Origin of the sequence: Streptomyces violens (assembly GCF_000717745.1) — a bacterium.
GTDB classification, from domain to species: Bacteria; Actinomycetota; Actinomycetes; order Streptomycetales; family Streptomycetaceae; genus Streptomyces; species Streptomyces violens.
In genome coordinates, this window is record NZ_JOBH01000024.1 from 1 (window position 1) to 14,193 (window position 14,193).

14 protein-coding genes are annotated in these 14,193 nt (G+C 69.9%); 3 read left to right on the plus strand and 11 right to left on the minus strand.

Annotated elements, in window-relative coordinates:
• A partial coding sequence (locus tag IF04_RS39405) for a hypothetical protein (protein ID WP_211259893.1) occupies nt 1-213 on the plus strand: 213 nt, incomplete at its 5' end.
• A 226-nt stretch (nt 214-439) separates the two neighbouring features.
• Here the strand turns inward: IF04_RS39405 and IF04_RS0132725 are convergent.
• The 3 genes from IF04_RS0132725 to thyX form a co-directional block, all read right to left on the minus strand.
• A complete protein-coding gene (locus IF04_RS0132725) occupies nt 440-2,125 on the minus strand; it encodes a ribonuclease J (RefSeq protein ID WP_030266321.1) in 1,686 nt (561 codons plus the stop codon).
• Between the two features lie 147 nt (nt 2,126-2,272).
• A complete protein-coding gene (dapA, locus tag IF04_RS0132730; protein WP_030266324.1) occupies nt 2,273-3,172 on the minus strand; it encodes a 4-hydroxy-tetrahydrodipicolinate synthase in 900 nt (299 codons plus the stop codon).
• Between the two features lie 196 nt (nt 3,173-3,368).
• On the minus strand, nt 3,369-4,118 hold the full coding sequence (gene thyX, locus IF04_RS0132735; protein WP_030266328.1) for an FAD-dependent thymidylate synthase: 750 nt from the start codon (nt 4,116-4,118) through the stop codon (nt 3,369-3,371).
• 286 nt (nt 4,119-4,404) lie between these two features.
• On the opposite strand from thyX, the gene IF04_RS0132740 reads away from it, so the two are divergent.
• Both IF04_RS0132740 and IF04_RS0132745 read left to right on the plus strand, forming a co-directional pair.
• A complete protein-coding gene (locus IF04_RS0132740) occupies nt 4,405-4,650 on the plus strand; it encodes a hypothetical protein (protein WP_030266330.1) in 246 nt (81 codons plus the stop codon).
• Between the two features lie 146 nt (nt 4,651-4,796).
• Nucleotides 4,797-5,351 (plus strand): hypothetical protein, encoded by a 555-nt coding sequence (locus tag IF04_RS0132745; RefSeq protein ID WP_030266332.1) that lies wholly within the window; start codon nt 4,797-4,799, stop codon nt 5,349-5,351.
• 2 nt (nt 5,352-5,353) lie between these two features.
• Here IF04_RS0132745 and IF04_RS0132750 read toward each other — a convergent pair whose 3' ends face one another.
• The 8 genes from IF04_RS0132750 to eccD all read right to left on the minus strand — a co-directional run bounded on the left by IF04_RS0132750 (nt 5,354) and on the right by eccD (nt 14,116).
• Nucleotides 5,354-5,809: a tetratricopeptide repeat protein gene (locus tag IF04_RS0132750; protein ID WP_030266334.1), complete on the minus strand. Its 456-nt coding sequence runs from the start codon at nt 5,807-5,809 to the stop codon at nt 5,354-5,356.
• A gap of 30 nt (nt 5,810-5,839) precedes the next feature.
• The gene (gene dapB, locus IF04_RS0132755) at nt 5,840-6,592 is read right to left on the minus strand and encodes a 4-hydroxy-tetrahydrodipicolinate reductase (RefSeq protein ID WP_030266336.1); all 753 of its coding nucleotides are present in this window, start codon (nt 6,590-6,592) and stop codon (nt 5,840-5,842) included.
• Between the two features lie 53 nt (nt 6,593-6,645).
• Complete coding sequence (locus tag IF04_RS0132760; RefSeq protein WP_030266339.1) at nt 6,646-8,025, minus strand: M16 family metallopeptidase; 1,380 nt, start codon at nt 8,023-8,025, stop codon at nt 6,646-6,648.
• Nucleotides 8,022-10,241 carry a polyribonucleotide nucleotidyltransferase gene (locus IF04_RS0132765; protein ID WP_030266341.1) on the minus strand — a complete coding sequence of 740 codons (2,220 nt, stop codon included), beginning with the start codon at nt 10,239-10,241 and terminating at the stop codon, nt 8,022-8,024. Before IF04_RS0132765 ends, IF04_RS0132760 begins: the two co-directional genes overlap by 4 nt.
• 486 nt (nt 10,242-10,727) lie before the next feature.
• Complete coding sequence (gene rpsO, locus IF04_RS0132770) at nt 10,728-11,015, minus strand: 30S ribosomal protein S15 (RefSeq protein WP_030266343.1); 288 nt, start codon at nt 11,013-11,015, stop codon at nt 10,728-10,730.
• Nucleotides 11,016-11,185: 170 nt separating this feature from the next.
• Nucleotides 11,186-11,656, minus strand: coding sequence for an outer membrane protein assembly factor BamB family protein (locus tag IF04_RS38520; protein WP_030266347.1), 471 nt, complete (start codon nt 11,654-11,656; stop codon nt 11,186-11,188).
• Nucleotides 11,646-12,296, minus strand: a complete 651-nt coding sequence (locus tag IF04_RS38935; RefSeq protein ID WP_157847744.1) for an outer membrane protein assembly factor BamB family protein — start codon at nt 12,294-12,296, stop codon at nt 11,646-11,648. The genes IF04_RS38520 and IF04_RS38935 overlap by 11 nt, the downstream gene beginning before the upstream one ends.
• 368 nt (nt 12,297-12,664) lie before the next feature.
• Nucleotides 12,665-14,116: a type VII secretion integral membrane protein EccD gene (gene eccD, locus IF04_RS0132780; protein ID WP_030266350.1), complete on the minus strand. Its 1,452-nt coding sequence runs from the start codon at nt 14,114-14,116 to the stop codon at nt 12,665-12,667.
• Nucleotides 14,117-14,193: the final 77 nt, after the last annotated feature.

Consider the following 14,193-nt stretch of genomic DNA (forward strand, 5'->3'; position numbering starts at 1 on the left):
CACCCTCGCGGGCTTTCCTCCGGGCGCTTCCCTTCGGTCTTGCGTTTCCGACTCTATCAGATCCTTGCGGCTCCGATTTTCGCCGGTGCGTTTCGGCCTATCGGCTTCTTCGCGGTTCCAACCTTACCAGATCCGATTTCGTTCCCGCTTCGAAGAAGCTGTGGTCCGAATTTGTATCCGGTGGCCTTTGGAGTGGCCTTGCCTTTCGGCTGATCCGACTTTATCAGATTTCTCTGTGCCGGATTTCCGCCCCCCTTTCGAGGAGCTCCGCCCCCCTTTCGAGGAGCGACGCCCGATGGTCTGCAGGACGCGTAGGCGTTCCCGGTTCCCCTCAGGCGGAGCCGTAAACGTACTGGAGCGGGGCTCCTGGATGCAAATCCGGGCGCCCCGCTCCACGCGTGCATCCGACGGACCGTCAAACGGCACGTCGGACCGGCCGTCAGACCTCCACGACGACCGGCAGGATCATCGGCCGGCGGCGGTAGTTGTCCGACACCCACTTGCCCACACAGCGGCGCACGAGCTGCTGCACCTGGTGCGGCTCCATGACGCCGTCCTGGGCCGACTTGGCCAGCGCCTCGTCGATCTTCGGCAGGACGCCGTTGAAGTCGGCGTCGTCGATGCCGGAGCCACGGGCCTGGATGTGCGGCCCGCCGGTGATCTTGCCCGTGGTGCTGTCGACCACGACGAAGACGGAGATGATGCCCTCGTCGCCGAGGATGCGGCGGTCCTTCAGGGCGCTCTCCGTGACATCGCCGACCGAGAGGCCGTCGACGTACACGTATCCCGCCTGGACCTTGCCGGTGATCCGCGCCGTGCCGTCGACCAGGTCGACGACCACGCCGTCCTCGGCGATGACGATGTGGTCCTTCGGCACGCCCGTGAGCGCGCCCAGTTCGGCGTTGGCCCGCAGGTGGCGCCATTCGCCGTGCACCGGCATCAGGTTCTTCGGCTTGCAGATGTTGTAGAAGTACAGCAGCTCGCCGGCCGAGGCGTGGCCCGAGACGTGCACCTTGGCGTTGCCCTTGTGGACAACGTTGGCGCCCCATCGGGTGAGCCCGTTGATCACGCGGTAGACCGCGTTCTCGTTGCCCGGGATGAGGGAGGACGCCAGGATCACCGTGTCGCCCGGGACGATGCGGATCTGGTGATCGCGGTTGGCCATCCGGGAGAGGGCCGCCATCGGCTCGCCCTGCGAGCCCGTGCAGACAAGCACGATCTCGTCGTCCGGGAGGTCGTCGAGGGTCTTGACGTCGACGACGAGGCCGGCGGGGACGTTCAGGTAACCCAGCTCACGGGCGATGCCCATGTTCCGGACCATCGAGCGGCCCACGAAGGCGACGCGGCGTCCGTACTCGTGCGCCGCGTCGCAGATCTGCTGGATGCGGTGCACATGGCTCGCGAAGCTCGCCACGATGATGCGCTTCTGGGCGGTCGCGAAGACCTGGCGCAGCACGTTGGAGATGTCGCGCTCGGGCGGGACGAACCCCGGTACCTCGGCGTTCGTGGAGTCCGAGAGGAGGAGGTCGATGCCCTCCTCGCCCAGTCGGGCGAACGCGGGGAGGTCGGTGAGCCGACGGTCCAGCGGGAGCTGGTCCATCTTGAAGTCACCGGTGTGGACGACCATGCCCGCGGGGGTGCGGATGGCGACCGCGAGGGCGTCCGGGATGGAGTGGTTGACGGCGACGAACTCGCAGTCGAAGGGGCCGAGGCGCTCGCGGTCGCCCTCGACGACCTCCAGCGTGTACGGCCGGATGCGGTGCTCCTGGAGCTTGGCCTCGATCAGGGCGAGGGTCAGCTTGGAGCCGATCAGGGGGATGTCCGGCTTCTCACGGAGCAGGAACGGGACCGCGCCGATGTGGTCCTCGTGGCCGTGCGTGAGCACGATGCCCTCGATGTCGTCGAGGCGGTCCCTGATCGATGAGAAGTCCGGCAGGATCAGGTCGATTCCGGGCTGCTCCTCCTCGGGGAAGAGCACTCCGCAGTCGACGATCAGCAGCCGGCCGTCGAATTCGAAGACGGTCATGTTGCGGCCGATCTCGCCCAGGCCGCCCAGGGGCGTGACGCGCAGGCCGCCCTCGGGGAGCTTCGGCGGCGCGCCGAGTTCGGGATGCGGATGACTCAAAAGACTCTCCTCACCACACGCGCCACGGGCCCTTGAGGCACGTGGCGCGCATGACATTCGTGCACTTGCTGTTGTGGCGGTGGTTTCTGTCTTCAGCTGTGACGACCGTCCGGTCGCGCGAGCCGTATTCAGTTGTGAAGTCTGGTGTTACAGGTGTACCCCGCCGGCGGCGAGATCGACCTTGAGCTGGTCCGTCTCCTCGGGCGAGAGGTCGACCAGGGGCAGTCGCAGCGGCCCGCCGGGCAGGCCCTGGAGGCTGAGCGCCGCCTTGGTCGTGATGACGCCCTGGGTGCGGAACATGCCGGTGAAGACCGGCAGCAGCTTCTGGTGGATCTCCTTCGCCTTCGTGACGTCGCCGGTCACGTGGGCTTCCAGGAGGGCGCGCAGCTCGGGGGTCACGACGTGGCCGACGACGGAGACGAAGCCGACGGCGCCGACGGAGAGCAGCGGGAGGTTCAGCATGTCGTCGCCGCTGTACCAGGCGAGGCCGGAGCGGGCGATGGCCCAGCTGGCACGGCCGAGGTCGCCCTTGGCGTCCTTGTTGGCGACGATGCGCGGGTGCTCGGCCAGCCGGACCATGGTCTCGGTGTTGATCGGCACGCCGCTGCGGCCGGGGATGTCGTAGAGCATGACCGGCAGGTCGGTGGCGTCGGCAATCGCGGAGAAGTGCCGGAAGAGACCTTCCTGCGGCGGCTTGCTGTAGTACGGCGTGACGGCGAGGAGGCCGTGTGCGCCGGCGGCCTGGGCGGCGCGGGCCAGCTCCAGGCTGTGGTGGGTGTCGTTCGTGCCGGCTCCGGCGACGACAAAGGCGCGATCCCCCACCGCTTCGACCACGGCCCTTACCAGCTGGGCTTTCTCCGCATCGCTGGTGGTCGGGGACTCTCCGGTGGTGCCGTTGACGACGAGGCCGTCATTGCCGGCGTCCACCAGGTGGGCGGCGAGCTGCTGCGCGCCGTCGAGGTCGAGAGCGCCATCCGCCGTGAAGGGCGTGACCATGGCGGTCAGTACCCGCCCGAAGGGGGTCTGCGGTGTGGAAGTCGGAGCCATGGGTCCCACGCTACTCGTAGCTCACCGCTGGTTGCTCCCCTGGGGAGGCCGGGATGTGGACCCGGCACTGCCTGCTCGGGGGTTCAGGCAGTGCCGGATCCGTGTGTTCAGCGTAGAGGAATTTCTCAAAACGCCGCAATACGGACACCTTCCGGCGTGACCCTCCGTCGGGCCGCGGAGATCGCCCTCGCGCGCCTTACGGAGCGACCCGTCCGTTCGCGTTGAAGGCGGCGTACGTGAGCGGCATGAGCTTGGCCCAGTGGGCCTCCATCTGCTCGCCGACCATCTCGATCTCGCGCTGCGGGAAGGACGGCACCTTCGCCTGCTCGTGCTGCGTGCGCAGGCCCAGGAAGTGCATCAGGGAGCGGGCGTTGCAGGTGGCGTACATGGAGGAGAAGAGGCCCACGGGCAGGACCGAACGGGCGACCTCGCGGGCGACACCGGCCGCCAGCATCTCCTGATACGCCGCGTACGCCTGGCGGTAGGAGTCCTCCATCGTGCGAGTGACCAGCTCGTGCTGCGCCTCGGTGCCCTCGACGAACTCGTACTTGCCCGGGCGGCCCTGCTGGACGAGCTTGCGGTCGGTCGCGGGGACGTAGAAGACCGGATCGAGCTGCTTGTACCGGCCGGACTCCTCGTTGTACGACCAGCCCACGCGGTGCCGCATGAACTCGCGGAACACGAAGATCGGGGCGCTGATGAAGAAGGTCATGCTGTTGTGCTCGAACGGGCTGCCGTGCCGGTCGCGCATCAGGTAGTTGATCAGGCCCTTGGAGCGCTCGGGGTCCTTCTGCAGCTCCTCCAGGGACTGCTCACCTGCGGTGGAGACCCGCGCGGCCCACAGGACGTCGCTGTCGCCGGCGGCGTGCTTGACCAGCTCGACCGTCACCTCGCTGCGGAATGCGGGGGATGCGCTCTCGGCGCTCTCGGCGGGGGTGTGGGACACCGGCGGTCCTTTCGTTCGTACATCGTGCTGCCGCGTGCACCCGTCCGTCTGCTGCGGCGCTCGCGCTGCTCATCGTTCGAGCGCGCCAAGCCTACGGCCCGCCACTGACAAGCCCGGAAATGCGCTGTCATGCGGCGCGATGCGACAAAAGGGACCCCCGGTGCACACTGCACCCGCAGCAGTTGATATTTTTCACAGAAGTCACGGAAAACGGGCACCTCTCAGGTGCCTGTGACGTTGCACCATGTGACACTGCCCACTTCGAGGTTCCTAGGAGAGCCCGCTCATGTTCCGCCGGCGAGAGCCCGTCCCGTTCGCCTTTGTCGCCGAGGCAGACCGGTTCCGCAGCAATGTCACGCCCCCGCCGCGCCAGCGCGCGAGCCGTTCGCAGATCTTCGGCCGCACGCTGCTGGGTCTCACCGTAGTCGCCGGTCTGACCGGCTCCCTGCTGTTCGGCGTGCCCGCCCTGCAGCAGGACACGGTCGGCGGGCCGAATACGACCCATCAGTCCGAGGTCGCGCACGGCCGCTGAGCCGGCTGTGCGTTGCGCCGTTCGGGCGGGCAGCCCGGCGGTCCGGCACAGGATTGGTTCCGGCCGTCCTGCTGCCGCTAGCCTCACCGGTCACAGCTTTCGACCGTGTGCCCGTGCGTAACACGGGCCGTGAGTGAGGATCTGCCGTGCCCCTGCCCTTCCTGACGGCCGACCGCGACCTCGACGGGGACGCCGGAGACCCGGCGCCCCTTCCGTACGACGAGCGTGACCACTGGCGCCGTCCCTACCGCCCAGGACCGTGGCGGGTGGGGGCGGCGGCGGTGTTTCTGCTGCTCGCCTCCTTCGTCCTGCTCTCCGCCCTGATCATCGGGCTGGCCGGGGCGCCGGTCGGTGCGGCGGTGTGCGTGGCAGTGGCCGTCGTGATCATCGCGTGCGCGCTGCGGCTGCTGCGGATCGGCGTCTGGGTGAGCGCGGCGGGGCTGCGCCAGGTGCACCTGGTACGGACGACGACGCTCCCGTGGAGCGCCGTCGGCTCGGTCCGTACGGTGCAGCAGCCGGTCCGCTGGCTGGGCCTGCCGCGGACGGTCCAGGGCCAGGCCCTGGTGATCGGCGGCCCGGGCGACGGCGAGCCGCGCACCCTCTTCACCGACCACAACGGCGACTTCCTGTCCCGCGCGGGGGCGTTCAACCGGGCGGCGGACAAGGTTGTGGCGTGGGCCGCGGAGTACCACGCCCCTTGACCTCAGGCGGCGCGCACCGGCTTACCGTCGTGCAGCGCGATAGCCCGCTGCATCGCCTTCCGGGCGCGCGGAGTGTCCCGCGCATCGTGATACGCGACCGCCAGCCGGAACCACGCCCGCCAGTCCTCCGGCGCCGCCTCGGCCTCGGCACGCCGCCGTTCGAAGACCTCGTCGGCGGCGTCCCGGTCGACGCGGCCGCTCGGCGTCCGCCGCAGCTCGTCGACGGGCAGCCCGCCCTCGGCCTCCAGCTCCTTCGCCAGCAGCCCGGCCTTCCGGGCGAACTGGGTCGTGTGCCAGAGGAACCACGCCCCGATCACCGGCAGCACCAGGACGGCGATCCCGAAGACGACCGTGACCGGGGTGCCCTGCTGGATGAGCAGGACACCGCGCTCGCCGACCAGGACGAAGTAGACGACCAGGACCGCCGCGAGGACGAAGTAAGTGATCTTTGCGCGCACTGTACGTACTGCCCTACTGCCGGCTGACCGTCAGGCCAGATCCAAGAAATTCTCCAGGCCCATGGTGAGCCCCGGAGTGTCCACCACACGCCGCGCGCCGAGCAGGATGCCCGGCATGAAGCTGGAGTGGTGCAGGGAGTCGTGCCGGATGGTGAGGGTCTCGCCCTCACCGCCGAGCAGTACCTCCTGGTGGGCGAGCAGGCCGCGCAGCCGTACGGAGTGCACGGGCACGCCCGCCACGTCCGCGCCGCGGGCGCCGTCCAGCGCGGTCGCCGTGGCGTCCGGCTGCGGCGCGCAGCCGGCCTTCTCCCGCGCGTCGGCGATGAGCTGAGCCGTACGCGCAGCCGTGCCCGAAGGCGCGTCGGCCTTGTTCGGGTGGTGCAGCTCGACGACCTCGACGGACTCGAAGAAGCGGGCCGCCTGCTGTGCGAACTGCATGGTCAGCACGGCACCGATCGAGAAGTTCGGCGCGATGAGCACGCCGACCTGCGGCGCGGCGTTCAGCCAGGTCCGCAGCTGCGCGAGGCGCTCGTCGGTCCAGCCGGTGGTGCCGACCACCCCGTGGATGCCGTGCCGTACGCAGAAGTCGAGGTTGCCCATGACGGCGCCGGGGTGGGTCAGCTCGACCGCGACCTGGGCGCCGGTCTCGACCAGCGTCTCCAGCTTGTCGCCGCGGCCCAGCGCCGCCACCAGCTCCATGTCCTCGGCGGCCTCGACCGCCTTGACGGCCTCGGAGCCGATCCGGCCCTTGGCGCCGATCACAGCCACGCGCAGCTTGCTCATCGTCCTTGCTTCCTTCACGGTTTGTGGCGCGGTCCGGGGACCGCCGGATGCGATCAGGCGACCGCTTCGTGCAGCCGGGCGGTCTGCCGGTCCTTCATCGGTCCGATGACGGACAGCGAAGGACGCCGCCCCAGCACATCGCGCGCGACCTCGCGGACGTCGTCCGGGGTCACGGCCGCCATCCGGGCGAGCATGTCGTCCACCGACATCTGGTCGCCCCAGCACAGCTCGCTCTTGCCGATGCGGTTCATCAGCGCGCCGGTGTCCTCCAGGCCGAGGACCGTGGAGCCGCGCAACTGCCCGATGGCCCGCTCGACCTCCTCGTCGGCCAGGCCGTGCGCGGCGACGTCCTCCAGCTGGTCCCGGCAGATCTTCAGTACGTCGTGCACCTGGCTCGGGCGGCAGCCCGCGTACACCCCGAAGAGCCCGCAGTCCGCGTAGCCCGAAGTGTAGGAGTACACGCTGTAGGCCAGCCCGCGCTTCTCCCGTACCTCCTGGAAGAGGCGGGAGCTCATGCCGCCGCCGAGCGCGGTGTTCAGTACGCCCATCGCCCAGCGCCGCTCGTCGGTGCGCGGCATCCCGGGCATGCCGAGGATGACGTGCGCCTGCTCGGTCCTGCGGCCCAGCACCTCCACCCGGCCCGCCGTGCGGATCTCCTTCGTACCGCCGCGCGGGTCGGTCGGCACCGCGTCCGTACGGTCCAGCGCGCCGGCCTGCTCGAAGGCGCGGCGGACCTGGCGGACGACCTTGGCGTGGTCGACGTTGCCGGCCGCGGTGACGACCAGGCGGGTCGGGTCGTAGTGCTTCTTGTAGAAGCGGCGTATCCGGCTCGAATTCAGGGCGTTGACGGTGTCGACCGTGCCCAGGACCGGACGGCCCAGCGGGCTGTCCCCGAGCATCGTGTGCGCGAAGAGGTCGTGCACACAGTCACCCGGATCGTCGTCCGTCATCGCGATCTCTTCGAGAATCGCGCCGCGCTCCACGTCCACGTCGTCCTCGCGGATCAGCGAGCCGGTGAGCATGTCGCAGACGACATCGATGGCCAGCGGCAGGTCGGCGTCGAGCACCCGTGCGTAGTAGCAGGTGTACTCCTTCGCGGTGAAGGCGTTCATCTCGCCGCCGACCGCGTCGATCGCGGCGGAGATGTCCAGCGCGCTGCGCCGCTCCGTGCCCTTGAAGAGCAGGTGCTCCAGGTAGTGCGTGGCGCCGTTGAGGGCCGGGGTCTCGTCACGGGAGCCGACGTTCGCCCAGATCCCGAAGGTCACCGACCGTACGGACGGCAGGGTCTCGGTGACGACGCGCAGGCCGCCGGGGAGGACGGTCCGGCGGACGGTGCCCGCGCCGCCCTCGCCCTTGAGAAGCGTTTGGGTACGGGCGACGGCCCGCCCCTCCGAAGAGGTGCGGGCCGTCGTCCGGGAAGTACGGGACGTCACTTGGCGGCGTCGTCCTTCTTCTCCTCGTCGCCTTCCTCGCCCTCGATCACGGGGATCAGGGAGAGCTTGCCGCGCTGGTCGATCTCGGCGATCTCGACCTGCACCTTGGAGCCGACCGCGAGCACGTCCTCGACGTTCTCCACGCGCTTGCCACCGGCGAGCTTGCGGATCTGCGAGATGTGCAGCAGGCCGTCCTTGCCCGGGAGCAGGGAGACGAACGCACCGAAGGTGGTGGTCTTGACGACCGTACCCAGGTAACGCTCGCCGACCTCCGGCATGGTCGGGTTGGCGATGCCGTTGATCGTGGTGCGGGCGGCCTCGGCGGCCGGGCCGTCGGCGGCACCGATGTAGATGGTGCCGTCGTCCTCGATCGTGATGTCGGCGCCGGTGTCCTCCTGGATCTGGTTGATCATCTTGCCCTTGGGGCCGATGACCTCACCGATCTTGTCCACCGGGATCTTGACGGTGATGATCCGCGGCGCGTTCGGGGACATCTCGTCCGGAACGTCGATCGCCTCGTTCATCACGTCCAGGATGTGCAGACGCGCGTCGCGGGCCTGCTTCAGGGCCGCGGCCAGCACGGACGCCGGGATGCCGTCCAGCTTGGTGTCGAGCTGCAGGGCGGTGACGAACTGCTTCGTACCGGCGACCTTGAAGTCCATGTCACCGAACGCGTCCTCCGCACCGAGGATGTCGGTGAGGGTGACGTAGTGCGTCTCGCCGTCGATCTCCTGCGAGATCAGACCCATGGCGATACCGGCGACCGGGGCCTTCAGCGGCACACCGGCGTTCAGCAGCGACATCGTCGAGGCGCAGACGGAGCCCATGGAGGTCGAACCGTTGGAGCCGAGGGCCTCGGACACCTGACGGATCGCGTAGGGGAACTCCTCGCGGGTCGGCAGCACGGGCACGAGCGCACGCTCGGCCAGCGCGCCGTGGCCGATCTCGCGGCGCTTCGGCGAGCCCACGCGGCCGGTCTCACCGGTCGAGTAGGGCGGGAAGTTGTAGTTGTGCATGTAGCGCTTGCGCGTCACCGGCGACAGCGTGTCGAGCTGCTGCTCCATGCGGAGCATGTTCAGCGTGGTGACACCCAGGATCTGGGTCTCGCCGCGCTCGAACAGCGCGGAGCCGTGCACGCGCGGGATGGCCTCGACCTCGGCGGCGAGCGTACGGATGTCGGTCACACCGCGACCGTCGATCCGCTTCTTCTCCTTGATGACGCGCTCGCGGACCAGGCTCTTGGTCAGCGAACGGTACGCGGCGGAGATCTCCTTCTCGCGGCCCTCGAACTGCGGGAGCAGCTTCTCGGCGGCCAGCGCCTTGACGCGGTCCAGCTCGGCCTCGCGCTCCTGCTTGCCACCGATGGTCAGCGCCTGGGCCAGCTCGCTCTTGACCGCGGCGGTCAGGGCCTCGAGGACGTCGTCCTGGTAGTCCAGGAAGATCGGGAACTCGCCGGTGGGCTTGGCGGCCTTGGCGGCGAGATCCGACTGGGCCTTGCACAGCACCTTGATGAAGGGCTTCGCGGCGTCCAGACCGGCGGCCACGACCTCCTCGGTCGGGGCCTCGGCGCCGCCCTTGACCAGCTGGATGGTCTTCTCGGTGGCCTCGGCCTCGACCATCATGATCGCGACGTCACCGTCGGGCAGCACGCGGCCCGCGACGACCATGTCGAAGACGGCGTCCTCGAGCTCGCTGTGGGTCGGGAAGGCGACCCACTGGCCGTTGATCAGGGCGACACGCGTACCACCGATCGGCCCGGAGAAGGGCAGACCGGCGAGCTGCGTCGAGCAGGAAGCGGCGTTGATGGCGACCACGTCGTACAGGTGGTCGGGGTTGAGCGCCATGATCGTCTCAACGATCTGGATCTCGTTGCGCAGGCCCTTCTTGAAGGAGGGGCGCAGCGGCCGGTCGATCAGGCGGCAGGTGAGGATCGCGTCCTCGGAGGGCCGGCCCTCACGGCGGAAGAAGGAACCGGGGATCTTCCCGGCCGCGTACATCCGCTCCTCGACGTCGACCGTCAGCGGGAAGAAGTCCAGCTGGTCCTTGGGGTTCTTCGAAGCGGTGGTGGCCGACAGCACCATGGTGTCGTCGTCCAGGTACGCCACGGCGGAGCCGGCGGCCTGCTTGGCCAGGCGGCCCGTCTCGAAGCGGATGGTACGGGTGCCGAAGGTGCCGTTGTCGATGACGGCCTCGGCGTAGTGGGTCTCGTTCTCCACCAGGAATATCTCCTCGTCTGCGTCCGCTGCCCGTATGGCGGCGGACCGTCTGCGACCCGCTGCCCGTGTGGCAGCGGATCATGGCTGGTGGAGCGCCTGGTGCGGGCCGGTCTTCGATCGAAGCACCCGGTGCGGTGGCCCGGAGGCCCTACGCGTCACCGGAGGCCACTACCGAGGACCGGCGGCTGAGGGGCGCCCCACCCTGTCGCTATTGCGTTGTGCGCTGTTGCTTTGTGCGCTATTGGGTTGTGTCCGCACGGCGCGCCGACTGTGAGCCCGGCGCGCGGCCGCGGCGCTCGTTATCGCGCCGTCGGTATGGCGTTCTGGGACCAGACTACAAAGCTTCTGTCCACCAGGGGGTGGTGAAGGCGTCCGGTGTGTGGCGTACGGGGTTTTCCCGCGTACGGATCTTCCTGCGCACGGGCTTTCCCGCGTACGGCAAAGGGAGCGGCTCCCGGCCCCGGGAACCGCTCCCCTCACGACGTCTTACTTGGCGCCCGCAGCACCGCGGCGGATGCCGAGGCGCTCGACCAGCGCACGGAAGCGCGTGATGTCCTTCTTCGCCAGGTACTGCAGCAGGCGGCGGCGCTGGCCGACCAGCAGCAGCAGACCACGGCGGGAGTGGTGGTCGTGCTTGTGGGTCTTGAGGTGCTCGGTCAGGTCCGAGATGCGGCGGGAGAGCAGCGCAACCTGAACCTCGGGGGAACCGGTGTCACCCTCCTTGGTGGCGAACTCGGCCATGATCGACTTCTTCGTAGCGGCGTCGAGCGACACGCGGTACTCCTTGAGTTTCCTCTGAGCCCCACCGAGCGCCTCTGGTCTGCTTCACAGAGGAGCTTCGATTACTCGGCTGGGCGTAGCCAGGGTAGCAGGGGGCGGGGGTCGGCCGTGACCGGGTGTAGTGGGGGGTGGGGCCAGGGCCACTGGGGCAGGGCGGCCGGCGGTCAGAAGACGGGCATGGCGGTGAGGGTGCCGGACTGGAGGAGGAAGACGCGGTTGGTGGCGGTGGTGAGGTGCCAGGGGCCTTGGGTGCCTGGGGCGTAGGTCCAGGCGAGCGAGCCGCCCCGGGTGTCGGCGGTCGACACGCCCTCCTCTCCCTGGCCACCGGCCGGAAGCCAGACGCTGTGGCCCGCCGCGGCGGGTGCCTCCGCCGACAGGCTCCCCACGTCCAAAGGAAGCGTCCATGCCTCCGACCCGTCCTTGGTCCGGCGGGTGGAGAGGTCCGTGATGCCGGGGACGTACAGGAGGTCCCCGCGCACAGCGGGCGCGCCGCAGCCGTCACCGCCGACCGGTCGCGACCACTTCTGCTCACCATTGGTGAGGGAGCGGGCCACCAGCTTGTCGCCGCCGGAGTAGACCGTGTCACCTGCGACGGCCGGCGTCAGGCCCCGCCCGCCCTGCTTTTCAGGCCCCATGCCTTCCGCCCCCCTGCCCGTCTCCAGGGCTGCCACCCGGCCGTCCGCACCGTGCAGGACGAGGCGCTCCCCGGCGACTGCGGCCCTCAGAGCCGGGGTGCCGTCGTCCTTCGGAACGGACCCGTCGGGTCGTGGCGGCAGGTGTTCTCCGACACTCACCGGAGCGGGCACCCGTCCAGCGGATCTTGTGCGCGACGAGGTCGACCGCGCGAATGCGGTTGTCGTGAGTGAGGACGTACACCGCGGTGTCGTCGACGGCCAGCAGCAACGCGGCTTCGGCGCTGCCGGCCAACCAGATCTGCTTGCCGTCCGCCGCGCCGATCGCGAAGACCGCGCCCTTCGCCCCAACGGTGAGCACGCTCCCATCGGGGGCTCGGAGGGCTCCTGCCGCGGTCGCCGCCGGGGGCGAGTCCCAGCGCCGCTTGCCGTCGGTCACGCGGTACGCGCGCAGCACACCGTCCGGAGCGGCGACGATCACGAGGTCCCCTGCGGGGAGCGGGGCAGGCGCCTTGGCGTGGGCGGCGTTCGGCTGCTGCCACAGCGGTTCGGGCGCGGTGCCCGGCGCGTACGAGGACAGCGGTTCGGCGTCCCACGGCTGCGGGCCGGTATCTGCGTCCTGGCCACGCAGCGCCCACCACAAGGCCGCACCGCCGCCCGCGGGAGCACGGCACCGCCGGCGGCGAAGCTCCCGAGGAGCCGACGGCGGGACATGCCTGCGGTTGCTCCGCCGGGCGAGGTGGCGGTCATCTCGGCGAGCCGCCGGGCCTCCCGCTCCCGGCGGGCGATCTCCTCCGCGAGCGGGCCGCCCTGCCAGGGGAGGGCGGCGCGGTGGGGCGGGGCCAGGCTGTGCGCGAGCCGTACGGGATCGGGGCGGGCCGCCGGGTTCTTGTCGAGGGCCTGTGCGACGAGTGCCTGCAAGACCGGCGGGACCGCGGCGAGGTCCGGCTCCCCGTGCACCACTTCGTACTGCAGTGCTGCGACGTGTGTTTCGTCGAACGCGCGCCGTTATTACTTGCTCGTCATTCCCCGTACCGCCATGTACACGTTCATGACCGCAAGGCACAGCGGGATCAGCGACAGCAGAACGAGATTTTCGGCGAGCTCGGCGAAGCGGGCCCAGAAGGGGGTGACGCCCTTGCGGGGGACGATCAGCGCGATGCCGGTCATCAGGGCAGCGGCGAGGGCGATCGCGGCGGTGAGCCAGACCGTGCGCAGGTCGGCCGCGAAGCCGCCGTCGCCGAGGACGGCCGGCGGGTGCAGGGCCAGACCGAGGCCGAGAAGGGCGAAGGCGGCGAGACCGGCGACCAGGGCGCAGGTGACCTGGGAGGTGTAGCGGAAGAGGCGGGCCCGCATCAGCATCGACAGACCGGCGGCGAAGGCGAGGAGGTGGCCCCAGAGGGAGTCGGAGAACCCCAGGACGCCGGCCGCGAGTGTGACCACCGCGGCGCAGCCGCCGACCAGGCCGACCAGCATTTCGTGACCGCGACGGGCCTGTGCGGCGATGCGCTCCGCCTCGACAGGGCCCTCGGACTCGGGCGCGGCATCCGGGTCGTCGTAGGTGGAGTTGGCGCGCGGCGGTGTATAGCCGATCGGGAGTCGGGCGAAGCGGGCGGAGAGACCGGGCAGGAAGGCGATCACGCCGACGGCGACGCAGACGCAGACGGCGGCGGTCTCCAGCGGGGCCAGCCCGGTGAGGATGGCCACGAAGGTGGCGAGGGTGCCGATCGTGGCGGTGAAGGCCGCGGCGACGAACGGACCGTCACCGCTCGGTGTGAGGGCGATCAGGATCGCGGAGGCGATCAGTACGGCCACGCAGCCGAGGAGGAACTGCAGGCGGCCGACGCCCTGGCCGTCCGTGAGGGGGAGCAGCCCCGATCCGGCGATCATGACGTGCGGCAGGCCGCCGAGGCCGAGGACGATCGCCGAGGCCCGGTCGTCGTACACCCGGGCCCGTACGGCCGCGAGCGCGACCAGCAGGACGCCGGCGACGGCGGCGAGGATGCCGGGCAGGCTGTGCATGTCGTGGCGCGCCGGGTCGGCGAACCACAGCACGAAGCCCATGAGCACCAGCAGCACCATGGAGCCGGTGAGTCCGGCGGTGCGCATCAGGTCGTCGTTCCACAGCGTGCGGTCGCGGGTGACGGCCGAGGCCACGGCGTCGGACACGTCGTCGTAGACGGCCGGCGGCAGTGACTCGGCGAACGGACGCAGGCTCAGCACCTCGCCGTCCAGAATGCGCTGGGCGGCGAAGGACCGCGCGCCGTCCAGGACGGTGCCGTCCCTGCGGACCAGGTGGTAGCCGACGGGCGCACCGTCGGCCGGGGACTGGCCGCTCAGCCGGAGGATCTCGGGGTAGATGTCGGCTACTGGAATGTCCTCGGGGAGCGCTACGTCAATACGGCTGTCCGGCGCGACAATTGTGACGCGGCAGAAGCCGGTCACCGCCCCCGTGGCTGCCATCGAAGCCGTCGCACTCACGGGCTGATCCCCCTCATTCCCGACATTCAAGGTCTTCATTGCAGCTGCGCAATTACCGT